This window comes from Streptomyces sp. NPDC031132, from assembly GCF_055570595.1.
Genome location: NZ_JBVIGX010000026.1, coordinates 19,750 through 42,260, shown reverse-complemented (window position 1 = coordinate 42,260; position 22,511 = coordinate 19,750). Strand labels below are relative to the sequence as shown.

Annotated in this window: 31 protein-coding genes and 1 pseudogene; 28 read left to right on the top strand and 4 right to left on the bottom strand. The window is 71.1% G+C overall.

Annotation, left to right across the window (positions count from 1 at the left end; translation table 11 throughout):
* Positions 1–183: 183 nt before the first annotated feature.
* Complete coding sequence (locus ACZ49B_RS29150) at positions 184–1,173, bottom strand: hypothetical protein (protein ID WP_468311547.1); 990 nt, start codon at positions 1,171–1,173, stop codon at positions 184–186.
* Positions 1,174–1,475: 302 nt separating this feature from the next.
* On the opposite strand from ACZ49B_RS29150, the gene ACZ49B_RS29145 reads away from it, so the two are divergent.
* Positions 1,476–2,396 (top strand): Yip1 family protein, encoded by a 921-nt coding sequence (locus ACZ49B_RS29145; protein WP_468311545.1) that lies wholly within the window; start codon positions 1,476–1,478, stop codon positions 2,394–2,396.
* Positions 2,397–2,459: 63 nt separating this feature from the next.
* Here the strand turns inward: ACZ49B_RS29145 and ACZ49B_RS29140 are convergent.
* Positions 2,460–2,753 (bottom strand): annotated as a pseudogene (locus ACZ49B_RS29140) (phosphoribosyltransferase); the annotation flags it as partial.
* 36 nt (positions 2,754–2,789) lie between these two features.
* On the opposite strand from ACZ49B_RS29140, the gene ACZ49B_RS29135 reads away from it, so the two are divergent.
* Positions 2,790–4,535, top strand: a complete 1,746-nt coding sequence (locus ACZ49B_RS29135; protein WP_468311543.1) for a recombinase family protein — start codon at positions 2,790–2,792, stop codon at positions 4,533–4,535.
* Between the two features lie 60 nt (positions 4,536–4,595).
* On the opposite strand, the gene ACZ49B_RS29130 is transcribed toward ACZ49B_RS29135, so the two are convergent.
* Complete coding sequence (locus tag ACZ49B_RS29130) at positions 4,596–4,802, bottom strand: hypothetical protein (protein WP_468311541.1); 207 nt, start codon at positions 4,800–4,802, stop codon at positions 4,596–4,598.
* Positions 4,803–4,923: 121 nt separating this feature from the next.
* The gene (locus ACZ49B_RS29125; protein ID WP_468311539.1) at positions 4,924–5,370 is read right to left on the bottom strand and encodes a helix-turn-helix domain-containing protein; all 447 of its coding nucleotides are present in this window, start codon (positions 5,368–5,370) and stop codon (positions 4,924–4,926) included.
* A gap of 206 nt (positions 5,371–5,576) precedes the next feature.
* Between ACZ49B_RS29125 and ACZ49B_RS29120 the strand changes: the two genes are divergently transcribed.
* The 26 genes from ACZ49B_RS29120 (at position 5,577) to ACZ49B_RS28995 (ending at position 22,375) form a co-directional block, all read left to right on the top strand.
* Positions 5,577–5,708 (top strand): hypothetical protein, encoded by a 132-nt coding sequence (locus tag ACZ49B_RS29120; RefSeq protein ID WP_351147781.1) that lies wholly within the window; start codon positions 5,577–5,579, stop codon positions 5,706–5,708.
* Positions 5,709–5,722: 14 nt separating this feature from the next.
* Complete coding sequence (locus ACZ49B_RS29115; protein WP_468311537.1) at positions 5,723–5,998, top strand: hypothetical protein; 276 nt, start codon at positions 5,723–5,725, stop codon at positions 5,996–5,998.
* Positions 5,995–7,053, top strand: a complete 1,059-nt coding sequence (locus ACZ49B_RS29110) for a YqaJ viral recombinase family nuclease (RefSeq protein WP_468311535.1) — start codon at positions 5,995–5,997, stop codon at positions 7,051–7,053. Before ACZ49B_RS29115 ends, ACZ49B_RS29110 begins: the two co-directional genes overlap by 4 nt.
* On the top strand, positions 7,050–7,952 hold the full coding sequence (locus ACZ49B_RS29105; protein ID WP_468311533.1) for a recombinase RecT: 903 nt from the start codon (positions 7,050–7,052) through the stop codon (positions 7,950–7,952). Before ACZ49B_RS29110 ends, ACZ49B_RS29105 begins: the two co-directional genes overlap by 4 nt.
* A 186-nt stretch (positions 7,953–8,138) precedes the next feature.
* Positions 8,139–9,086, top strand: a complete 948-nt coding sequence (locus tag ACZ49B_RS29100) for a mucin-2 (protein WP_468311531.1) — start codon at positions 8,139–8,141, stop codon at positions 9,084–9,086.
* Positions 9,083–9,802, top strand: a complete 720-nt coding sequence (locus tag ACZ49B_RS29095) for a zinc finger domain-containing protein (protein WP_468311530.1) — start codon at positions 9,083–9,085, stop codon at positions 9,800–9,802. Before ACZ49B_RS29100 ends, ACZ49B_RS29095 begins: the two co-directional genes overlap by 4 nt.
* Complete coding sequence (locus ACZ49B_RS29090) at positions 9,799–10,011, top strand: hypothetical protein (protein ID WP_400006177.1); 213 nt, start codon at positions 9,799–9,801, stop codon at positions 10,009–10,011. Before ACZ49B_RS29095 ends, ACZ49B_RS29090 begins: the two co-directional genes overlap by 4 nt.
* Entirely contained in the window at positions 10,008–10,247 is a 240-nt protein-coding gene (locus ACZ49B_RS29085; protein ID WP_468311528.1) for a hypothetical protein, read from the top strand. The genes ACZ49B_RS29090 and ACZ49B_RS29085 overlap by 4 nt, the downstream gene beginning before the upstream one ends.
* Positions 10,244–10,435, top strand: coding sequence for a hypothetical protein (locus ACZ49B_RS29080; RefSeq protein ID WP_468311526.1), 192 nt, complete (start codon positions 10,244–10,246; stop codon positions 10,433–10,435). The genes ACZ49B_RS29085 and ACZ49B_RS29080 overlap by 4 nt, the downstream gene beginning before the upstream one ends.
* The gene (locus ACZ49B_RS29075) at positions 10,432–10,779 is read left to right on the top strand and encodes a hypothetical protein (RefSeq protein ID WP_468311525.1); all 348 of its coding nucleotides are present in this window, start codon (positions 10,432–10,434) and stop codon (positions 10,777–10,779) included. Before ACZ49B_RS29080 ends, ACZ49B_RS29075 begins: the two co-directional genes overlap by 4 nt.
* Positions 10,776–11,579, top strand: coding sequence for a hypothetical protein (locus tag ACZ49B_RS29070; RefSeq protein ID WP_468311523.1), 804 nt, complete (start codon positions 10,776–10,778; stop codon positions 11,577–11,579). The genes ACZ49B_RS29075 and ACZ49B_RS29070 overlap by 4 nt, the downstream gene beginning before the upstream one ends.
* 109 nt (positions 11,580–11,688) lie before the next feature.
* On the top strand, positions 11,689–12,138 hold the full coding sequence (locus ACZ49B_RS29065) for a helix-turn-helix domain-containing protein (protein WP_468311521.1): 450 nt from the start codon (positions 11,689–11,691) through the stop codon (positions 12,136–12,138).
* The gene (locus ACZ49B_RS29060; RefSeq protein WP_468311519.1) at positions 12,138–13,370 is read left to right on the top strand and encodes a PBSX family phage terminase large subunit; all 1,233 of its coding nucleotides are present in this window, start codon (positions 12,138–12,140) and stop codon (positions 13,368–13,370) included. Before ACZ49B_RS29065 ends, ACZ49B_RS29060 begins: the two co-directional genes overlap by 1 nt.
* 68 nt (positions 13,371–13,438) lie before the next feature.
* Positions 13,439–13,888 carry an HNH endonuclease signature motif containing protein gene (locus tag ACZ49B_RS29055; protein WP_468311517.1) on the top strand — a complete coding sequence of 150 codons (450 nt, stop codon included), beginning with the start codon at positions 13,439–13,441 and terminating at the stop codon, positions 13,886–13,888.
* On the top strand, positions 13,875–15,353 hold the full coding sequence (locus tag ACZ49B_RS29050) for a phage portal protein (protein WP_468311515.1): 1,479 nt from the start codon (positions 13,875–13,877) through the stop codon (positions 15,351–15,353). Before ACZ49B_RS29055 ends, ACZ49B_RS29050 begins: the two co-directional genes overlap by 14 nt.
* Before the next feature lie 17 nt (positions 15,354–15,370).
* Entirely contained in the window at positions 15,371–17,626 is a 2,256-nt protein-coding gene (locus ACZ49B_RS29045; RefSeq protein ID WP_468311513.1) for a phage minor capsid protein, read from the top strand.
* A 9-nt stretch (positions 17,627–17,635) separates the two neighbouring features.
* Positions 17,636–17,806, top strand: coding sequence for an Rmf/CrpP fold protein (locus tag ACZ49B_RS29040; RefSeq protein ID WP_468311511.1), 171 nt, complete (start codon positions 17,636–17,638; stop codon positions 17,804–17,806).
* A gap of 77 nt (positions 17,807–17,883) precedes the next feature.
* The gene (locus tag ACZ49B_RS29035; RefSeq protein WP_468311509.1) at positions 17,884–18,585 is read left to right on the top strand and encodes a hypothetical protein; all 702 of its coding nucleotides are present in this window, start codon (positions 17,884–17,886) and stop codon (positions 18,583–18,585) included.
* 18 nt (positions 18,586–18,603) lie between these two features.
* Positions 18,604–19,614 (top strand): major capsid protein, encoded by a 1,011-nt coding sequence (locus tag ACZ49B_RS29030; RefSeq protein ID WP_468311507.1) that lies wholly within the window; start codon positions 18,604–18,606, stop codon positions 19,612–19,614.
* An 11-nt stretch (positions 19,615–19,625) separates the two neighbouring features.
* Positions 19,626–19,862: a hypothetical protein gene (locus ACZ49B_RS29025; protein WP_468311505.1), complete on the top strand. Its 237-nt coding sequence runs from the start codon at positions 19,626–19,628 to the stop codon at positions 19,860–19,862.
* Positions 19,863–19,864: 2 nt separating this feature from the next.
* Entirely contained in the window at positions 19,865–20,260 is a 396-nt protein-coding gene (locus tag ACZ49B_RS29020; RefSeq protein WP_468311503.1) for a hypothetical protein, read from the top strand.
* On the top strand, positions 20,254–20,577 hold the full coding sequence (locus ACZ49B_RS29015; RefSeq protein WP_468311501.1) for a hypothetical protein: 324 nt from the start codon (positions 20,254–20,256) through the stop codon (positions 20,575–20,577). The genes ACZ49B_RS29020 and ACZ49B_RS29015 overlap by 7 nt, the downstream gene beginning before the upstream one ends.
* A complete protein-coding gene (locus ACZ49B_RS29010) occupies positions 20,574–20,921 on the top strand; it encodes a hypothetical protein (RefSeq protein ID WP_468311499.1) in 348 nt (115 codons plus the stop codon). Before ACZ49B_RS29015 ends, ACZ49B_RS29010 begins: the two co-directional genes overlap by 4 nt.
* Positions 20,918–21,349: a minor capsid protein gene (locus ACZ49B_RS29005; RefSeq protein WP_468311497.1), complete on the top strand. Its 432-nt coding sequence runs from the start codon at positions 20,918–20,920 to the stop codon at positions 21,347–21,349. Before ACZ49B_RS29010 ends, ACZ49B_RS29005 begins: the two co-directional genes overlap by 4 nt.
* A gap of 13 nt (positions 21,350–21,362) precedes the next feature.
* Positions 21,363–21,887 carry a phage tail tube protein gene (locus ACZ49B_RS29000; RefSeq protein WP_468311495.1) on the top strand — a complete coding sequence of 175 codons (525 nt, stop codon included), beginning with the start codon at positions 21,363–21,365 and terminating at the stop codon, positions 21,885–21,887.
* Complete coding sequence (locus ACZ49B_RS28995; protein WP_468311493.1) at positions 21,887–22,375, top strand: DUF7426 family protein; 489 nt, start codon at positions 21,887–21,889, stop codon at positions 22,373–22,375. The genes ACZ49B_RS29000 and ACZ49B_RS28995 overlap by 1 nt, the downstream gene beginning before the upstream one ends.
* Positions 22,376–22,511: the final 136 nt, after the last annotated feature.

The following is a 22,511-nucleotide window of genomic DNA, read 5'->3' as shown; positions in this document are numbered from 1 at the left end:
CCGTACGACGCGAACGACGGAACGGCCGGTCCCCGCTCAGGGGCCGGCCGTTCGGCGTTCAGGGGCCCCGGTCCCGGGGCTGAACCCCACGCGGCGGAGCCGCACATGCTGCCCAGCCGGGAAGGGGGCGGGGTAGGGGGGAAGGCCCCGCGCGGCGGCCGGCCCGGCCCCGGCCCCGCCCCGTCAGGACCCGTCGGCGCGCCCCCGCTTCAGCAGGGCGAAGCCCAGCCCCGCCGCCCCCACGGCAGCCATCCCCCCGCCGGCGGCAACCACCATCGGCGTGTCACCCGTGGAAACCCCCTCCGCCCCGGCCTTCACGCCACCCTTCGGCACCACCCGCTCCCCCGCCGCCTTGGCACCCGCGGCCCTGCCCTCCACGGCGTACTTCTCGATCAGCTTCCCGTCGAAGCCGTACACCCAGCTGCTCCCGCCGCCCTTCCCGTCGATGACGACGAACTTCACGCGCTTCCCGTCCTGGACGATCCGGTACGTCCAGCCGTCGTTCTGCGCGCTCGGGTGCTTCAGGTCGACCGTCCCGAGCAGGTTCCCGTTCGGCATCGAGATCTCGACGCGCTTGCCCCTCGGGCCGTCGATCAGCTTCGCGATCCGACCGTCCGGCATGGCGATCCGGACCCAGCTCTCCTTCTTGACCTCGTGCTTCGGCTTCTCGACGGGCTTCGGCTTCTCCACCGGCCTCGGCTTCGGCGTGGGCTTCGGCTTCGGCTCGCCCTCCACCCACGACGTCACGGTTCCGTTCGGCTGCAGGACGACGTGCATGCCGTTGTTCTGCCCGTACGCCGGGTTGCCGCCCTTGCTGACCAGAGTGTCCAGCTTCGTCGGCCCGACGAAGATCTCGGCCTCGAAGCGGTCGTTGCCGGTCTTGTAGACCTTGGCGATCGACCCGTCCGCGAGCTTGACCGTGGTCACAAAGGCCCGCGTCGGCTTCTCCGGCTCGACCGGCGGCGCGGTCGGGTCCACCGCCGGCACCGTCGGATCCACCGGATCCACCGGCGGCACAGGGTCGGTCGCGGGCTGCTCGATCCCGGGCAGAACCTCCGCCTCCGGCCCGGACGGCGAGTCCGCGAACGCGGACCCGACCGGGAGGGCCAGAACGGTGGCCGCGCCGGCGAAGACGGCGGCGGTACGAAGGGCGGTACGGCGGGCGCTGCGCATGTGGGGGCTCTTCTCGTAGCTCGGTGCTCAGTGCTCAGTGCTCAGTGCTGATAGCTGATGGCTGATGGCTGATCGGCGACAGGACCGAAGCTACGGACCCCACATCTACGTAATCCGTCGGCAACGTAACGAACTACTGCAAGCTCCCTCACAACCGCGTAAACCAGACAATTTCTACCTCTCCCCCGGGCTGGGGACAGCCCCCCGGGGTTCCCCTAGGGGATGTCACAGGTCAGCCGCAAAGAGTGCTTATTCCGGCGGCCCGCCCACCACCGCTCCCCGGACCAGGTACGTTCGATCACGTGGCTGGATTCAGGATCGGACGCGGCAGGGACAACAACCGCGCTCCCCAACAACCCCCGCGGCAGCAGCCGTACGGTCAGCAGCAACCGCAGCAGGCGCCGTACGGCCAGCAGCCCTACCCTCCCCAGCAGCAGTGGCCTCAGCAGCCCGCCGCCGGAGGCCATGGCGAGCCCGAGTACTTCGACCCGTACGGACAGCCGTACGGACAGCAGCAGCCTCCCCAAGGGCAGCAGCAACCCCCGTACGGCCAGGGGGGCGCGGGCGGCGGCTCGTACGCGAACGACAACCCGGGGCACACCCAGGTCTTCGCGTACGGCGAGGACCCGTACAGCCAGGGCGCGACCTACCACGCGGGCGCCGCGGCGGCCGCGCCGACGGGCCCGCGGCTGCCGTGGAAGGAGCTGCTCCGCGGCATCGTGATGCGGCCGGGGCCGACGTTCCTGCAGATGCGCGACTACGCCGTCTGGGGCCCTGCGCTGATCGTGACGTTCCTGTACGGCCTGCTCGCGGTCTTCGGCCTCGACGACGCCCGCAAGGACGTCATGGACGCCACCCTCGCCAACGCCGTACCGATCGTCCTCAGCGCGGGCGTGGCCTTCGTCATCTGCGGGTTGATCCTGGGCGCCGTCACGCACACCCTGGCCCGCCAGCTGGGCGGCGACGGCGCGTGGCAGCCGACCGTCGGCCTGTCGATGCTGGTCATGTCCATCACGGACGCGCCGCGTCTGCTCTTCGCCGTGTTCCTGGGCGGGGACAACATGTTGGTGCAGGTGCTGGGCTGGGTCACCTGGCTGGCGGCCGGCGCGTTGTTCACCTCGCTCGTCAGCAAGTCGCACGACCTGCCGTGGCCGAAGGCGCTGGGCGCGTCCGCGATCCAGCTGGTCGCACTGCTGTCGATCATCAAGCTGGGCACGCTGTAGGCAACGAGACGTGAGAAGGGCCCCGGCGCAAAAGCACCGGGGCCCTTCTCGCATCCATCGGAATCAGGCGTCGAGAACCTGACCCTCACGCTTCACGACGGGCGGCTCGACCGACCACGGGAAGTTGATCCACTCGTCGGTCTTCTTCCACACGTACTCGCACTTCACGAGCGAGTGGGACTTCTCGTAGATCACCGCGGACCGGACCTCGGCGACGTGGCCCAGGCAGAAGTCGTGGACGAGCTTCAGCGTCTTCCCGGTGTCGGCCACGTCATCGGCGATGAGGACCTTCTTGTCGGTGAAGTCGATCGCCTCGGGCACGGGCGCCAGCATGACCGGCATCTCGAGAGTAATCCCGTGCAAGACCCAGTCCTGAAGTGTGAGGGTGGGTCAATGACAACATCCGTTGTTGCTGGTCAGCGCGAGGTCCCCGGCTCGCTGGTTCTAAACCGGGGTGGGGGCGAGGGCCCTCGGTCTCTCGCCGGTCTGCGCGGTGGCAGGTACGCACGTAAGAGTGCCTACCGGGGGAAGAACGGGCGCCGAGGGTTCTCGGTGCGCGAGCAGCTCGCAGGCTCGCAGGACGACGCCGACCGCCTCGGCGTAAACCTCGTCGAGGACTTCGTCGACGATGACCGTTCGGCTTCTCGCTTCCGGGACCGCGAGCGCGAAGAGTTCGAGCGCATGATCGAGTGGGTCGAGCAGGGAAAGCTCGACATCGTTCTCGCTTGGGGGTCCACCCGACTCCAGCGCGAGCTAGACGTGTATACGCGACTGCGTAACGCGTGTGCGAAGCACGGCGTCCTGTGGTGCTACGGCGGCAAGGTCTACGACCTGTCGAACAAGGACGACCGTTTCCGCACTGGCCTCGACGCTCTGATCGGTGAGCGAGAGGTCGACGAGCTGCGCGACAACGTCAAGCGGACGTTGCGCGCGAACGCCGTCACGGGCCGGCCGCACGGGATCTCTCCGTACGGGTACCGACGCGTCTACGACGAGAAGACGGGGGCGTTCCTGCGTGAGGAGAAGGACCCGCAGCAGGCACCCATCGTCAAGGAAATCTGCACCCGCGTCGCGAACGGTGAGGCGTACAAGACCATCGCGACCGACCTTATGAAGCGGTGCGTACCTGCGCCGGCGCTGCGCTGGACTAAGGGCATGGTCGTGCGCTTGTCGCGGTTCCAAACCGTGGTTGCGGCGCACGCTGCGCTGTTCGAAGAGGCCGTGGCGCGGCTCGCCCGCGGCGAGGAGAGCCTCGCGATCGCGCAGGACTTCAACGAGCGTGACGAGCCGCTGATCGCTGCTGTCTGGCATGGGGCGACGATCAAGGATTTTGCGACCGACATCCGGTACACCGGGGCCCGTACGCACCACGGGGTCGTGACGAGTGACGGCGCATGGCCGAAGATCGTGTCGAAGCGGATCTACCTCAAGTGCCAGTCCGTGATCAAGGCGCGGGCGAGCAAGCCGACCAACTCACGGCCCGGCATGGCGCGGTATCTCCTGTCGTCGATCATGGGCTGCTCAGAGTGCCGGGTTCCGGTGGTCTCCAATCCGACGGATTGGGGGATGAACTACCAGTGCAAGACCCGGGGGGAAAACGGCGCCACGGGGTATCACGTCAGCGGGAAGCAGGAGCCAATCGACGCGTACGTGCTCGGCGAGCTGTTCGGGTGGCTGTCCTCGCCCGACTTCATCAAGGCGTATACCGCGGGCGACAAGGAGTTGCAGGAGAAGATCGCCGAGGCCGAGGCCGACGCCGAGCTGCTCAACACCCGGTTGGTCGAGTTCCGCGACAAGGCCATCGCGGGCGAGCTGTCTGCGGACAGCTTCGCGGCGATCGAGGCCGGACTCGCCCCGAAGATCGCCGAGGCCGAGAAGGTCGCCGCATCGCTGCGGACACCTGATGTGGTGAAGGATCTCGTGGCCCCGTCGCGCAAGGAAGTCGAGGAGGCTTGGAAGCGGCTCACGCTTCCGCAGCAGCGGCTCGTCATCGAGTCCTTGCTCGAAATCAAGCTGCACCCGGTCGGGAAGGGCCGGCACAGTCGCGCGGGGGTGGCGATCAGCTCGTACGTGACCGTGGTCCGCAAGTCGTTGCGGCCGACCGTCACAGAGCGGGGGCAGCTCACCAAGGCGGCGTAAGAGGGCAGACAGCGAAAGGGCCGCGCGGCGTACGCCGTGCGGCCCTTTTCGTCACCTGCGCTATATGTCGCCGTCGGACTGGCGTGAGCGCTGGTCTCCTGGTTCGGCGTCCGCGTGGGGGGCGAGGCCGTTCAGGGCTTGCTGGAGGCTTGCCGCACCTGTGGGGGTGATGTGGCGGCCGTCCATGTCGATCGTGAGTCCGTGCTCGGTGGCGCGGACTACGGTGATCGCTCCGGTATCGAGTTGGGTGCGGATAACGCGGATCAAGGTGGTGCCCCCCTCGTGGCATGACGAACCTCGACTCGAACACTTGCACGAGTCAAGGCGCCCGAACCACCTTACTCAACCCAACACCGCAGGTCACGCGCATACGACAGCTAGTGATCATTTAGGAAGACGAGCGATCACCCTCTGAAAGTTCCGGCGGAAGCTCACCCGCCGCATAGCGCCGCAGTAGTTCCTCGACCCTCGGCATGTCCCTGCGCCCCATCCCCGGGGCGTGCACGACGACGACGGTTGTTTCGTCGTCGCTCATGCCGAACGGGTCGTCGGCGACGAGTCCGCAGTATTGCTGCGATGCGGCGATTCGAACGTCGCGCTCGGGCCGGCCGATGGCCGCGGCAACGGCGCCCACGACGCCGGGCGAGAGCATGATCGACTTGTTCGCCGCTATGCGGTGCAGAGTCGTGTATCCCACCTCGACCCCGGTCGTCGGGTCGATCGCCCGCGCGGCGAGCTTGCGGTACGAAAGCCCCGTCTCTTCTCGCGCAGCGCGCAGCAGGTCCCCAAACGGGGTGCCGTACGGGGCGCGGAAGGGGGTGTCGGTCTCCGACACTCTCTTACTCCTGTTCTTGTTGCACAACTCGAACACTCTCATCTAATCAGCCATTACCCCGAACTGCACACCGAAGTAAGTCGTTGACGTGCACTTTTCGGCCGCCTACCGTTGCCCTTGTTCGACATCTGCAACAACCAACCGGGCGCTATGCACTGGTTCATGCCCTTGGTTGTTCGAGTCATGCAACACACGGAGGGGGAGCCGTGACCGCTGAAGAGACGCCGACCGAGCCGGACGAGACCGGGCCGCCGAGTGCCGAGCAGATCGACCTGATCCGCCGACTCCTCGCCCCGCACATCCACCGAGCACGAGCCGAGCAGCAGTCCGCAGCGTGAGGAGAGAGCAGCACGTGAGCACCGTTGAATTCGTCGGTCCGCCGCCCAAGCAGCGGAACACCAAGCACGCCGTTATCGCCGCAGACCTTCGGGCGCACCCGAACGTCTGGGGAGTCGTCGGGAAGCCGGCCAGCATCACCCGCGCAGCATCTGCCGCGCAGGCCATCCGTAACGCCCGACTTCCTTCCTACTCGCCCCCAGGGTCGTTCGAGGCGGTCGCCCGCACGATCACCTCGGGCGGCTCGACCGAGCATCGGGTCTATGCCCGCTACGTCGGGGGCGGGCAGTGAGCGGCACCGCGGCGCCGTCGCTCGTCACCCCCACGGGGGTTGTCGTCGCACCGTCCGGTCTCGACCGCGAGCAGTGGTTGACCGTGCGTCGCACGGGAGTTGGCGGCTCCGAGGTCGCTGCGATTCTGGGAATGAGCAAGTACACGTCGCCGACCGAGGTCTACCTCGACAAGGTCGGCGAGCTGCCGCTCGACCGCCCGCTCGATCCGGTTCTCGCCGAGGCCGCGTTCTGGGGGCACGAGCACGAGCCGACCGTCGCCCGCGTGTTCTCGGCGCGGACCGGTCTCGGCGTCGTCGAGGGTCCGGGGACGCTCGCGCACGTCGAGCGCCGTTGGATGCTGGCGAACGTCGACCGGTACGTGCTCGACGAGGGCGCCTCGGCGCCGTCGAGCCTGCTGGAGATCAAGACCCGTAGCGCGTTCCAGCTCGACGAGTGGCTGCTCGGCGTGCCGGACGGCCCGGCGCTCCAGACGCATTGGTACCTCGCCGTCACCGGGTACCGGCACGCGCACGTCGCTGCGCTGCTCGGCGGTAACCGGCTGCTGATTCACCGCGTCGAGCGCGACGAGGCCCTCGTCGAGCACCTCGTCGAGATCGTTGGCCGATTTTGGCAGGGCGTGCTCGATCGCGTTCCGCCGCCGATCGACGGTTCCGAGGCGACCGAGGCCCTGCTCGATCACCTCTACTCGGTCACGGCCGGCGGTGTGGCCGTGGCGGACCCTGCCGAGGTGTTGCCGCTGCTGGAGCGCCGCCGCGAACTCAAGGCGCGCGAGCAGCGGACCGCCGACGAGCTGCGCGAGGTCGACAACCACCTGAAAGCCGCCGCCGGCGGGGCCGAGGTCGTCAAGACGCAGGGCGCCGTCGCGTTCACGTGGAAGCAGAACGGGCCGCTCTCGCAGAAACGATTCACCGCCGCGCACCCCGACCTCGCGCAGCAGTACACGCACCGCGTCGACGCGCTCGATACCGCGCGCCTCGCCGCCGAGCGCCCCGACGAGTTCCGGGCGCACCGCGCCCGACGCCTCGTCGTCCCGAAAGAGAGTTCCGCAGCATGACCAGCAATCTCGCCGACCGCGTCGCCGCCCGTACAACGCAGACCCGTACGCCCGCCGTCCCCGCCACCCGCGCCGCGCAACCGACCGCCACGCTCGTGCAGTTCGTGCAGCAGATGCGCCCGGAGATCGAGCGCGCGCTGCCCGCGCACATGGGCGGCGCCGACCGCATCGCCCGGATCGCGCTTACCGAGCTGCGCAGGGTCGAGCATCTCGCCGAGTGCAGCCGCGAGTCGTTCGCCGGCGCCCTGATGACCTGCTCGGCTCTCGGGCTGGAGCCGGGCGGCGTGTCCGGCGAGGCGTACCTGCTGCCGTTCTGGAACAAGAAGATCCGCGGGTACGAGGTACAGCTCGTCATCGGCTATCAGGGCATGATCAAGCTGTTTTGGCAGCACCCGCTCGCCGCCGGCCTCGACACCGGCACCGTGCACGAGGGCGACGAGTTCGAGTACGAGTACGGACTCGACCCCAAGCTGCGGCACATTCCGGCGCGCGGCTCGGCGAGGGGTCCGGCAACGCACTACTACGCCGTTGCCCGACTGGCCAACGGCGGTAGCGCGTTCGTCGTGCTCGACGTCGACGACGTCGAGGCGATCCGTAAGCGGAGCAAGGCGAAGGACTTCGGGCCGTGGTCCACGGACTACGACGCAATGGCCTGCAAGACGGCCGTACGGCAGCTCTTCAAGCTGCTGCCCAAGTCCGCTGAACTCGCCCGCGCGGTGGCTCACGACGGGACCGTACGGCGCGATGCGACGCCCGAGGGGCTCGACGTGCCCGGGGAGTACATCGAGGGCGAGATCGTCGAGCAGCCGTCCCTACAGGGCGGCGAGCAGTCGTCGGTCGAGGACGTGCCCTCGCAGTTCGCCGGTTGGCCCGAGGCCGCCGAGCCGGCCGCGCAGTGACCCCGGGGCCGGCCATCGACTACCGGTGCCGGCACTGGAGCGGGGCGGGGCGTCGCTACTGCGGCGCCCCGGGCGCCCGCCGCTACCTGCCCGGTTACCGCTGCCCGCTGCACACCCCGGCCGCCCTCGCCGGCCGGCCCGAGCCAGGCACCCCACCCCCCGCAGATCAGGAAGGAGTCACCCACCGTGGCGTGGTTCAAGATCGACGACAGCTCGCACATGCACCCGAAGATCGTCAAGGCGGGTAACGCCGCCCTCGGTCTGTGGGTGCGGGCGGGCGCCTACTCCGCGCAGCACCTCACCGAGGGCACCGTGCCCGCCGTGGTCGCTCGCCAGTACGGGACCGCCCCGCAGGCCCGGAAGCTCGTCGCGGTCGGTCTGTGGCACGAGCACGGTCATTCTTGCCCGCGTTGCCCGCAGCCCCCCGTCGGCGACTTCATGGTGCACGACTTTTTCGAGGGCGGGCGGAACTCGACGAGGGCGCAGGTCGAGGCCAACCGGTCCGCCGCCGCGGAGCGCAAGGCGAAGAGCCGCACGCGAAACGAGGCTCGAATCGGCGGCGAATCGGCCGCGGATCGTGCGCGAAATGAGCGCGGATCGGCGCCGAATCAGAACCGAAACGTACCCCCGTTTCAGGAGGAATCCGCAGGTCAAGAGGGTCTGTCACACCGTGACGCCGTCGATAGCGTCACAGCCCCCCAAGCCAGCACCAAGCCTTACCCCTCTACTTCCTTCGGAAGTAGAGGTGAACAAGCTAGCCCCGACGGACCGCGGATCGCCGAGCCCGTACGGCCCCTCGTCGACGCCATGAGCGCCGCCGGAATGGTCGTCTCCTGGGAACTGTCATCCGCCGAGTGGCTGCTGCTGCACGCCCTGATCGAGCGGTGCGGCGTACAGGTCCTCGTCGACCACGCCGGCGGTGCCTGGCAGGCCGCACGCACCCGCCCCCGCTCCGCCCGCTACTTCGTCTCGGGGTGGCGCTCCCTACCGACGCCGCCCCCGCGCGCACCCGGGGCCGGCCCGAACGTCGTTCCGCTCAACCCGGGCGCCGCCCGCCCCTCGACCACCGATCAGCGGGTGCGCGCCGGCCTCGACCTCGCCGCCCAACTCCGCGAACAGGAGAACGCCCAGTGACACCCGCAGACGCCGCCGAAGTCCTCGCCCTGTGCGCCGCGTTCGACCTGCGCACCATCGGTGAGGCGGACGCCCGAGCATGGGCCTACGCCCTGCGCGACTTCCCCCTCGACGACGACACCCGACAGGCAGTCGCCGACCACTATGGCGTGACCGAGAAGCGAGCCACCCCCGCGGACGTGCGCAGGATTCGCGCCCGTATCCGCGAGGCCCGCCTCGTCGCCGCCCACCCGGTCTACGACGGCAACCCGACCGAGACCGGAGCGCAGTTCACCGCACGCCGCCGCGAGCAGCTCGCCGCCGCGGCCGACGGACACCTGCCCCCGCGCTCGATCACGCAGGCACTCGACGCCGCCCCGCCGGCCGCCGTCCTCGCACTGGCCGCGGGAGTCGGCCGCCCCGTCGACGAGGAACCGCGCCCGTACATCACTCCCGAGCAGCGGTCCGCCCTGCGCGCGCCCCTGCCCAACCAACGGGCCGCACTGCCCGCGCTCGCCGTGCCGTGCCCGGTAGAAACCTGCCGCGCCGGCCGCCGCCGACTCTGCAAGCGGGGCGCAGGGGTCGAGCTGCGAGGCACCGTCCACGGCCGCCGCCGCGACGTCCACGCCGTCGAGGTCACCACCTGCCCCGACTGTGGCGCCGCCCCCGGCCAGCACTGCACCGCGCCCGAGCCGCACCCCGCCCGCATCCGAGCCGCACAGGAGATTGCCGCGTGAGTGATCACCTTCGACGCCTCGTCGAGCAGGACGCCGCCCGCCGCGCCCGCGCCGAGGCCCACCTCGCCGAACTGACCGCAGCGTTCTGCGACCGCATCCTCGCCGACCACGCCGAGGACGAGCACGACCGCCTCGTGCGCCTCATGTGCACCCCGCCCTCGCCCCGAGCAATCCGAGCCCGCCACACATCAGGAGGACAGCACCGATGACCCCGCCCGCCGCCCGCGCCTCGATCGCCGCCCACCTGACCGACACGCTCGACGTGCACCCCCACCTCGCCACGCTCACCGCCGCATCCCTGCTCGACCGCCTCGCCATCGACGGATGGGAGATCAACAGCAACCACGCGCGACCGGTCGCGCCTCGCGCGCGGAAGCCGCGCGCTCGGCGCTCCCTCTCCCGTTGGTTCCGCCGTGCCCGTGCGGACGGAGACGAAACCGCATGACCGACGTCCTGCTCGCCCTCGTCGCCGTGCCCGCCCTCGTCCTCGTCGCCGTCCTCGCCGGCGCCGTGCGGCTCGACGGCCGCCTCGACCGCGAGGCCCGAGCCCTCGTCCCTCGCCCTTGCCCGCCCCACTGCACCGCCTGCTCGCCGGCCGACCGCCGAGCCTCGAACGGAGACACGCCCGCATGACGCTGCACGCCCGTACCCGTACCGACTCCCGCCGCGGCCGAGTCCTCGTCCGCGACCTCACCCGCGAGGCCCGTCGCGAGCGGTTCCTGCTGCTCCTCGCCCGCGCCGACCGCGGCGTGCTCACCCCCGAGGACTGCGCCGCCCTGCGCGCCGACGTCGAGGCCGAGGTCGCCGAGAGCGACACCCACCGCCGCAGCGCCGGCGGACAGCAGGCCGCGGCCATGCGTCTGCACAAGCGGATCGAGGCCGCCGAGCAGGCCCTCGTCGAGACCGAGGCAGACCGCGACGGCGCCCTCGCCGAGGCCGAGGCCCTGCGCGAGCAGCTCACCAAGGGGGACCGATGAACCAGACCCGTGCCACAGATCAGACCGTCGCCGCCCTGCGCCTCGTGCGCGAGAAGTGGGGCGACCTGCGCGCCGCTATCGAGGCGCCGCCCACCTCGGCCGACTGGCCCCCGAGGGAGACGACCGCGTTCCTCGACAAGGTCGCCGAGGCACCGCTGCTCGTCGAGGACCGGCCCCCCTACACTCTGCGCGCGCACCCCGCGCCGCTGAACCTTGACGCCCACGATGCCGCGGTCGCCGTCGAGGGGGCGCTCTTCGACCTCGCCGACACCTGCGCCGCTGTGACGCAGCAGCACACCCCCCTCGACGAGCTGCACCGCTGGAACTACAGCACGCAGCACGGGCCCGGATCACGGGCGCAGGGCGCCCACTGGGCGAGCGTGTTCGTTGAGGGCCGCGTGCTCGGCCAGTTCACCGCCTACGACGACCAGTACGACGAGGGGCTCGGCGAGCCGCTGTTCGCCCCCCTGCCCGAGTGGGCGCTGCACGAGGCGCACCGCGTCGCCCGCCAGTGCGCCGACCGCGTACTGCGCACCCTGCGCCACGACGAGCGGTCGGCGAGCAGCCGGTACCCGTGCCCGTGGTGCGCGTCCCCTCTCACCTCGTACTCGGCGTCGGGGGACGTGCAGCGCATCACCTGCTCGGGCGGTCCGTCCTGCTCGGCGCCGGCCCCCCTCGACCTCGACGGACACCGGGTGTGGGAGCGGTCCGACATGGGCGTGCTGCTCGCTCGGTTCGCCGCCGAGATGGAGTCGGGAGGAGTAGACGCCGAACGGACTTGCGCCGTTATCAGTTCGTGACCTATTGTTCGAGGCGTCTCCGGCGTGCCCGGAAACCCCCCGAACCCGTCCGCCCCGCCGCGCCCCCCCCTGCGGCGGGGCGGACGCATGTCCGACGGGAGGTGACCCCGTGGCCGAGCCCATCCGCGAACGCGACCGCGAGCAAGTGCGCCGCCTCCATTCCGAGGGCAAGAGCCGCAACGAGATTGCCCGACTCACCGGGCGCAGCGCCGCGACCGTAAGCAAGATCGCCAAGGCCGAGGGGCTCACCTTCGCAGGGGGCGCCCGCGTCGCCGCGGCGACCGAGGCCCGACGAGCAGATGCCGGCGCACGCCGCGAGCAGCTCGCCGACGAGGCCCTCGACGGCGCCCTCGGCCAGGTCGCCCGCACCAACGCCGCCGAGACCGCACGCGACGCCCGCGACCATGCCACCGCCGCCCGCGCCCTCACCGAAGTGCACGCCCGCGTCGCTGAACTCGCCCGCCACAGCAGCAGCGGAAGCAGCGGCGGCTCGATGCTCGACCGCCTCGCCGACGCCCTGCTCGGGCCCCCGGCCGGAGGTGACCACGAGGGGGGTTAGTGACCGCCCTCGCCCCGCTCTCCCCGAAACAGATCGAGTCGATCCGGGGCGCCACCGCCCGTATCAACCTGTGGCACGGCAGTGTGCGCTCGGGGAAGACGATTGCCTCGCTCGTCTGCTTCCTGCTCATGATCCGGCGCGCCCCCGCGTCCGGGCTGATCGTCATCTGCGGGCGCTCGCTCCAGACGATCGAGCGGAACTGTCTCGACGTCCTCGCCGACGCGGAACTGTTCGGCGACGTCGCCGCCGAGGTCCACCACACCCGCGGCGCCACAACCGCCGTCATCCTCGGACGCGTTGTGCACCTCGTCGGCGCATCCGACGCTCGGGCCGAGGGACGTCTGCGCGGCATGACCGCCTCGCTCGCTTACTGCGACGAGGTCACGCTGCTGCCGGCCGCGTTCTTCCGGCAGCTCCTCGCCCGCCTGTCGGTCCCCGGGGCAAAGCTGATCGGGACCACCAACCCGGACAGTCCCCGGCATTGGCTGCGGACCGACTACCTCGACCGCGCCGGCGACCTCGACCTCGCCGCCTTTCACTTCCGCCTCGCCGACAACCCCTCGTTGAGCGAGGCGTACGTCGCTGCGCTCGCCGCCGAGTTCACCGGCCTTTGGCGCCGGCGCATGATCCTCGGCGAGTGGGTCGTCGCCGAGGGCGCGATCTTCGACGCCTACGACGAGCAGCAGCACGTCGTCGACGAGCTGCCCCCGATGCGCCGCCATTGGGTCGGCATCGACTACGGCACCGCGAACCCTTTCTCGGCGATCTTGCTCGGCCTCGGCGACGACGACCGGCTGTACGTGGTGAGCGAATGGCGCCACGACTCCCGCCTCGCGCACCGCCAGATGACCGACGCCGCATACAGCCGCGCCGTCCGCGACTGGCTCGCCCGACTGGACGTGCAGCCGGAATGGACGTTCATCGACCCGAGCGCCGCCTCGTACTCCACACAGCTTTGGGCCGACGGACACCCCGGGGTCACCCGCGCAGTGAACGACGTGATCGACGGGATCAGGTCCGTGTCGGTCGCCCTCGCGTCCGACGTGCTGCGCATCCATCGCTCGTGCGAGGGGCTGCTCGGCGAACTGCCCAACTACGTGTGGTCCGAAGAGGCCGCCGCCCGCGGTGAAGACAAGCCGGTGAAGAAGGACGATCACAGCGTCGACGCACTGCGCTACGTGATCCATTCGACGGCGCACGAGTGGCGCCCCCTGCTGGCCCAAGCCGCATAACCCAATCCGACCCGGCCCCCGCCGCCGAGTTGGCGCGGGGGCTTTGCCATGCCCAAGGGGGGCCGCCCGTGCGCGCCGACTTCACCGACCGATTCCTCGCCCGCGTCATCGACACCCCGGCCGGCTGCTGGCAGTGGACCGGCTACCTCATGCCCAACGGATACGCCCGCATCACCATCGGCGGCGAGCGCCAGTACGCGCACCGCGCCTCGTACGAGGCCCTCGTCGAGCCGATACCCGAGGGTCTCGTGATCGACCACCTGTGCCGCAACCGCGGGTGCGTCAACCCCGCCCACCTCGAACCGGTCACGCAGCGAGTCAACGTACTGCGAGGCGAGTCGCATGTCGCCGCCCGCGCCCGACAGACCGCGTGCATCCATGGCCACCCGTTCGACGAGGCCAACACCTACCGAGCAGGCAACGGCACCCGCAAGTGCCGCACCTGCCGCACGGCCGCGCGCACCCGCGCCCGCACGCGCGCTCGGAGCAGGACGGGGGTGGACTGTGCCGCTGCCTGACGCCAACGTTCCGTGGCCCCCGCAGCACCTCGCCGCCACCCTCGCCGAGATCCGCATCGATGACGCTTGGTACTCGGGCGACCCCGCGAAGCTGACCGCCGTCTACGGCAACAGCCCGACGCGCAAGGACGGCACCTCGCGACTGTGGGGGCGCCGCCGTACCCCGACGCCCGGCAAGCGCGACGCCCGCCTGCACATCCCCCTCGCCGGCGACATCGCCACCGCGAGCGCCGACCTGCTGTTCAGTGAGCCGCCCACGTTCACCGTGCCGGACCGCCCGACTCAGGATCGGCTCGACGAGCTGACCGACGCCGACGGCATCGCGAACACGTTGCTCGAATCCGCCGAGGTCGCCGCCGCCCTTGGCGGTGTGTACCTGCGGATCACGTGGGATCACTCGCTCGTCGACCGGCCGCTGCTCACCACCGTGCACCCCGACAGTGCGGTACCCGAGTTCTCGTTCGGCATCCTGCGGGCAGTGACCTTCTGGCACGAGCTTGCCTCGGACGGCGCGACCGTGCTCCGCCACCTCGAACGGCACGAACGCGGTCGCATCCTGCACGCCCTCTACCAGGGCACGACCGACAACCTCGGCCGGCGTGTTCCGCTGACCGAGCACCCCGCGGTCGCCTCACTCGCCGAGGCCCTCGGCCCCGACGGCGAGTCGATCGAGACCGGCATCGACCGGTTGACCGCCGCCTACGTCCGCAACATCGGCCCGAACAGGAAGCACCGCGGCTCGGACTTCGGCCGCTCCGACTATGCCGCCCCGCTGTACGACGTGCTCGACGCCCTCGATACGACATGGACGAGTTGGATTCGCGACATCCGTCTCGCCCGCGCCCGCCTGATCATCCCCGACGCCTACCTGCGCGACCACGGCCCCGGCCGCGGCGCCTCGTTCGACGACGACCGGGAAATCTGGCAGCTCTTGAACATCCCGCCCACCGAGCAGGGCGGCGGGATCACCCTTTCGCAGTTCGCGATCAGGGTCGACGAGCACGAGCGGACGTCCGAGGCAGCCACCCGGCAGGCCGTACGGTCCGCCGGATACAGCGCGCAGACCTTCGGCATCGACGACCAGGGCGCCGCGATCACGGCGACCGAGGTCAAGGCGCAGCAGCGCCGGAGCATGACGACCAGGGGCAAGAAGGTCCGCTATTACTCCCCGCCGCTCGGCGAAATGCTGCACGTCATGCTGCTGCTCGACCGCCTCATGTTCGGCCGCGCCATCGTGCCCGCGCGTCCCCGGATCGACTTCGGGAGCACGGTCCGCGAGGACCCGGCCGCCCTCGCTCAGACGCTCTCACTGTTCCAGCAGGCGCAGGCCGTGAGTGTCGACACCAAAGTGAGGATGATCCACCCCGAGTGGGACGAGGCTGCGGTGCAGGCCGAGGTCGGCCGCATCCTCGTCGAGACCGGGCAGGCCGTGCCCGACCCCATGCAGGCCGGCGCCCTCGTCTGACCGTGTGAGGGGGTGCGATGCCCATCCACCCCGGAATGGTCGAGGATCTCTCGGCCGGCGTCCGCGACCTCTACGCGGACGCCGAGCAGCGGCTGCTCGGCATCGTGGCCCGCCAGTTGGCCGACGGGTTCGAGGCCCCGGGGTGGGCGACCAACAAACTCAGGGACGTGCAGGCGCTGCGCCGCGGTGCGCAGGGAGTCCTCGACGCCCTCGCCGAGGCCACCCGGTTGGAGGTGTTCGACGCGGTCGCCGAGGCGTACAACGTCGGCGCCCGATCCGGGCTCGCCGAACTCGGCGCGCTGCACGACAACGACCTGCGTCGGATCGCCGACACCACGCCCAACACGCGGGCGGTCGACCGCCTCGCCGCCGAGACCCTCGATCTCGTCACGGCCACGCACCGCGGGATTCTCCGCGGCGTCGAGGACGGATACCGGCAGGTGATCGCCGAGGTGTCCGCAACTCCCCTGCTCGGCATCGACACCCGCAGGCAGGCCACCCAATCCGCAATGGAGCGATTCAGCGATCGGGGGCTGCGGACGTTCGTCGACCGCGGCGGGCGCGCCTGGCAGATGACGAGCTATGCCGAGATGGCCGTACGGACGGCGGTCGGTAGGGCCGCGGTCGAGGCGCACGGCGACAAGCTGCGCGCCGCTGGCCTCGACCTCGTGATCGTCAGCAACGCCCCGCACGAGTGCCCGCTCTGCAAGCCGTTCGAGGGCAAGGTGCTGAGCCTTGACGGACCGGGCGGCGCCCGCACGGTCGAGGTCGAGCACGCCGTCGAGGACGGCCGCACCGTCCGCGTGGACATCGTGGGCAGCCTCGACGAGGCGCGGCAGCGCGGTTTCCAGCACCCGAATTGCAGGCACTCGGTCGCCGCCTACCTGCCCGGGGTGACCCGGGCCGCGGTCGATGCGTCCGAGGACCCCGACGGATACGAGGCGACACAGAAGCAGCGGGCGATCGAGCGCGGGATCAGGAAGTACAAGAACCGTTCGGCCGCGGCGACGAGCCCCGAGGCGCGTCGGGCGGCCGAGGCCAAAGTGAGGCAGTGGCAGGCCAAGCAGCGCGCCCACCTTGCCGAGCACCCCGAACTCATCCGGCGCCGCGAGCGCGAGCAGCCCGGCGCCGGCAACCTGCCGAGCACCGCGCCGCGCCCACCGCAGGACGCGTTCGAGGCCGCGCGCGTCCGCTCCGGCGACGAGCGCACCCTGCCGGAGATGACCGACGAGCAGCTCGGCGCGGCGATCCGGCCCGGTGTGCTCGATCAGCGCGACCTCGATCGCATCCGCGGCGAGGCGGGCCGGCGCGACGAGCAGGTGCTGCTCGACCGCATCCGGCCGCAGGGCCGACTCGTCGACAACCTCGCAGAGTTCAGCGACGACGAGCTCGCCCGCGTCTCTATCCACCTCGGCGACGACGACATGCTGCGGATCATGGGCGAGATGGACCGGCGCGACATCGACGCCGCCATGCCGGGTATCCGCCGCGACCTCGTCGGCATGTCCGAGCGCGACCTCGCCACCCGAGCGCGCAACGTTCCCGAGGATCGGGCGGCGATCGGCGCCGAAATTCACCGCCGAGCCGCGCTCGAGATTTTGCTACCGACGGGTAACCTCGCCGCCGATCTGTCCCCGTTCAGTGATGACCTGCTCGTGTGGGGGGTGCGCTACGCCTCCCCCGAGGACGCCGCCCGGATCGCCGCCGAGATTGACCGCCGGTACCCGGCCGCGCGGCCGCCCGCCCCTGCGGGCGCACGGGTCGCCGACACCCTCGCCACCCGGGCCGCCCTCGACGAGGCGATGCAGCCCGTACGCCTCGACGACCCGCCGCCGGCCGACCCCGACGAGTGGGGCGCCTACGGCCGCGACCTCGAACGAGGTCCCGACGGGACCGAGCACATGTCCGCCGTCGAACGGTGGGCGTACGAGCGGGAACTCGAAGCGCGGGCGGCGCGCGAGGCGTACAGCCGCGAGGAAATCCGCGAGATGTACCGGGAGCACGTCTATCTGCAAGTGCTCGCCGCCGAGGACTACACCCGCGGATTCATGCTGAACCGCAAGGCACGCGCCGCCGGCGTCGATCCCTTCTCCCTGTTCAGCGGCCCCGCCCACGTCGCCTACGCGAGAGCGAGTGAGGACCTGATCCGCTTCTGGGAAGAGGTCTCGCCCCGCGTCACGCTCACCGAGTTCACCGAGCAGGTGACCGGCGCCCGGACCGCCGCAGGAGACACCGCACGCGCCGCACGCGAGGACCAACGCAACAAGTTCTAGGGGGTGATCGTGGGGTTCCGCGAGGACGCCGTGCGCGCCCGCGAGGCGGGAGCCGCCGCCGCGGTCGCTGGCCGCCCGGCAACCGACTGCCCGCACCGCGGCGACGAGCCGCTGCTGCGCGCCGCATGGGTGCGCGGCTACGTCGCCGCCGAGCAGCAGCTCGCACCGCCCGCCCCGTAGTCGCTCACCCCTATATAGGGCCGCCGATCTGGCGGCCCTTTTTCATGCCCGCACGAGCCCCGGAGGGCCGACCCACCATGCCCGAGAACACCCTCGCCGGCACCCTGCCCACCCACCCCCGCACGGGCGAGCATGCCCTCGGCTTCCGCCGCGACGGTCGCCCGATCTGGCCCATCAAGGGCGGCTCGGGCGAGGGCGGCGACCCGGGCACCGCGCCCGCCGCGGACCCGTCCACCGCCCCGAACGCCGACCCCGCCGCCGCGCCCGCCGCGAATCCAGCCAGCGATCAGCAGCTCGCCGAGGCAACGAACCGCGCCGAGCAGGCTGCGGCCGAGCGTGACGAGCTGCGCGCCGCCCTCGACGCCGTGACCCGGGCGCTCAACCCGAACGGGGGCGAGGCCGAGCAGGACCCGGCCAAGCTCGCTGCGGCGGTCGCCGAGCGCGACCGGCTGCTCGCCGAGCACGCCGGCGAACTGCGCTCGGCCCGCGTCGAACTCGCAGTCGCCCGCGCCGCGGCCGACCAGGGCGCCCGCGGCGACCGCCTGCTCAACTCCCGTGCCTTCCTCGCCTCGGTCGCCGATCTCGACCCGACCGCGGCCGAGTTCGACACCAAGCTCGCCGCCGCGATCACCGCAGCAGTCACGGCCGACCCCGACCTCTACCGCGCAGCGCCCGCAGGACCGCCCCGCGGCGGCGCCGAGTTCCACGGCGCCCCGGCCGGCGAGCGCCGCGCCGCCACGCTGCACGACGCCGTCGCCGCCCGCATGAGCGGCGCCTAACCCCCCAGGAGAAACGCTTTGCCTACCTCCCTTGCCGAGGCGCGGAACAACGCGCAGGACGACGTCGACGTGCAGGTGATCGACGAGTTCCGGAAGTCGTCCGACATCCTCGACCGCCTCACCTTCGACAACGTCGTATCGCCGACCGGCGGCGACACCCTCACCTACGGATACCGGCGCCTGATCACGCAGCGCTCGGCCGACTTCCGCGCGCTCAATTCGGAGTACACCCCGGCCGAGGTCCAGACGCAGCGCTACACGGTCGACCTCGTGCCGCTCGGCGGTAGCTTCCAGATCGACCGCGTGATCGCCCGCATCGGGCCGGCCGCGTCGGGCGCTGTCACCCTCAACATGCAGCAGCTCATCAAGGCGAGCCGTGCGCGGTTCGCCGATGCCGTGATCAATGGCGACAAGGCCGTCGAGACGAACGGGTTCGACGGTCTCTCGAAGATCCTCACCGGCAGCTCGACCGAGTACCTGCCGCTCGCGAACGGCGTCGCCGCGGGGTTCCTCGACTGGACCGCGATCAACGACAAGGCTGCGGCGCTCGCCGCGCAGACCCACATCGACAACTGGCTCGCCGCGATGGATGACGCCCCCGATGTGATCTACGGCAACCGCAAGACCCTGTCGCTCTTCAAGCGGATTGCGGCATGGACCGAGCAGCTCGACAAGACGACCGACTCGTTCGGCCGCCCGGTCACCGCGTACAACGGCATTCCCCTTGTCGACCTCAAGAGCAAGGCGGGAAGCAATGCCGACGTGATCGGCCTCGTGACCCGCGACCCGGACGGCGCCGGCGGGGGCGGGAACGTGACCGGTCTCGGCGACCTGTACGCCGTCCGGTACGGGCTCGACGGTTTCCACGGCGCCTCGGTCGGGGGCGGCTCGCCGCTCGTGAGCACGTGGCTCCCCGAGTTCGACCGATCCGGCGCCGTCAAGACCGGTGAAGTCGAAATGGGGCCCGTCGCCCCGGTCCTCAAGGCGACCAAGGCCGCCGCGGTCCTGCGCAACATCAAGAGCGCGTGATGCCCGTGATCATGCGCATCACAGCACCCGTTGCCGACTTCACCGGCGACGGCCCCGGCGGAATTCCCTTCGTCGACGGCACCTCGACCACGAGCGACCCCGCAGTGATCGGCTACTGCCAGGGGGCCGGCTACACCGTCGAGCCCCTCGGCGACGATCCGCCGGATACCGAGCAGAGCAGCGAGCAGGACGGCCCGGCCGACACCACGTCGACGGGCCGTTCTGCTGCCCGCAGCAAGAGGGGGTGATCGTGGCCCGCCAGCCCTACGCGACCCCCGAGCAGCTCGCCGCATGGACCGGGCAACCGGCCCCCGCGGACGCCGAGCGACTCCTCGCACGGGCCGGCGAGGACGTCGACTCGGCGCTGCTCACCGCGATCTACCCCGTGGACGAGGACGGCGACCCCCTCGACCCCGAGGTGAGCGCCGCACTCAGCGCTGCCACGTGCGCGCAGGTCGAGTTCCAGCTCGCCGGCGGCGACGACGGGACCGGCGCCGGCGGACAGTGGGACTCGGTCAGCATCGGCCCCGTGAGCCTGTCGGGGCGCAGCTCGCGCACCGCGGCGGCCGGCGTCGAACTCGCTCCGCGCGCCGACCGGGCGCTGCGCCGCGCGGGTCTGACCCCGGGGCGGGTGATCGGATGGTGAGCCGTATCCCCGAGGTGCTGCTGCGCCACCGGATCACGATCGAGCCGTACCTCGGCGACGGCGCATACGGGCCGCGCTACGGCGCCCCCGTCCCCGCAGTACCTGCCCTCGTCTCGCCCGCCGTCCGCATGGTGCGCGCACCCGACGGACGCGAGGTCACCAGTAGCGCGCAGATCATCGCCGCGCCCGATCTCACCTGTCCGCCCGGATCGCGGGTCACCCTGCCCGACGGCCGGACGGCGACCGCGCTCTCGATCACCCGCCACACCGCCCCGGGCCTGCCCGTACCGAGCTGCTCGGAGGTGATGTGCGAGTGAGCCGTGCCCGCCTGCGCTGGACCGGCGACGCCGCCACCGCGGCGATCAAGCAGGCCGCCACCCGTGGACTGCTGCTCGGCGCCGAGCATGTGCTCGCCGCGAGCAGGCAGCGCGTGCCGATCGCCGAGGGCACCCTCGAACGCTCGGGCGCGACCTCGGTCGACGAGGCCACCATGACCGCCGCCGTCTCCTACGACACCCCGTACGCCGCCCGCGTGCACGAGGACATGACCGCCCGGCACTCCCCCGGCCGCTCCGCGAAGTACGTCGAGAGCGTGCTGCCCGAGACCGCCGGCGAAGTGCAGGCCCTGATCGCCGCGCAGATCCGGCGCGCGCTGCGATGACCTACACCGTCGACTTGCTCGACGGTCTCGCCCGCCTGCTGCACGAGCAGGGTGTCGGCATCTACCGCCCCGACGGCGTGTACGCCGCGGGCGAGACCGCGATCACCATCGCCGCTCTTCCCCCGGTCCCCGACCGCGTGATCTGCCTCGCCGCCTACCCGGTCACCGACTCCCCCGTGCTCACCGACACGACCACGGGGATTCAGGCGCGCACCCGCGCGGGGGTCGACCCCCGCGAGGTCGACGCCCTCGACGACCAAGTGCACGAGGTGCTGCACGCGTCCGGACCGCACCGCTTCGGCGCCGTCCCCGTGCAGCTCGTCTACCGCGTCTCGGCCGCCCCGATCGGTGCCGACTCGGCCGGTCGCTGGGAGCGGACCGCCAACTACTACGCCCGCGCCCACCGGGCGCACCCCCACCTCGAATAAGGAGGCGCCCCCTTTGAGCACCCCGACGCCCCCGGCCGAGACCGTAACCGCGCTCGCCCGCCGCTACCGCCTTGAGCTGGACATGGGTACGACGCCCGGCACCCCGAATTGGACCCTCGTTCCGGGGGTCACCGAGTTCACGCCGAAGATCGAGCCGACGCAGCAGGAGGTGACGACCTACGACGCCGAGGGCTGGAGCGAGCAGGCCGTAACCATGCTCGCGTGGTCCATCGAGACCACGATCGCCCACCGCGCCCACCCCGTGACCGGCAAGTTCAACAGTGCCCAAGAGGCGCTGCGCAAGGCATCCCGCAGCTTCGGCGCCAAGTCGTACGTAAGCGTCCGCTACTACGACCGCAACGGCGCGGACGACGCGCAGCAGGGCCTCGCCCTGGTGACGTGGGAGCCGGACGGCGGGGGCCCCGACGAGGTCGACACGATCAAGGTCACCTTGACCGGGTCCGGCCCGCTCGCCGAGATCACCAACCCCGCCGCCGGTGGCGGAACGTTCGCGGCCAAGACAGGGGGTGACAGCTAGTGGCGTTCGAGGAACTCGGCGAACTGCTCGACGAGTCGATCGAGCTGCCGATCGCCGGTCGCCTCTACACCGTGCCCGCGCCGTCGGCCGAGATCGGCCTGCGGACGCAGGCACTCATCCATGCCGCGGCGGTCGCCGCGGACGGCGGGCGCGCCGACGAGCAGGTGCTCGGCGACGCCGCCGAGCGCGACCTGTACCGAGACGTACTCGGCCCCGCTCACGACGAGATGATCGCCGACGGCGTGAAGTGGCCGACGCTCAAGCACGCCGCAATCACGGCCATGGTGTGGATCGCGCAGGACAAGACCGCCGCAGAGCGCTACTGGACCGCGGCCGGCGACCCTTCTCGTCTGGCCCCGAACCGGCAGGCGCGCCGCAGCCAATCGGGTGCGGCGAGTTCGACGTCGAGTCGGGGCTCTTCGAGTGGTACGAGTACCCGCCCGGCACCCGCCCGCGGCGCGGGCAAGAAGGGCCGCAAGCGTCACTGACGTGGGCGGCGATCCTCGCCGAGTGGCCGCTCGTCGAGGCTGATCTGCACGAGGTCTACGGCATCGACGTAGGCGACCCCGGGCTGCTGCAAGCCCGTTCCTGGCGATGGCTGCGGACACGCATCCTCGCGCTTCT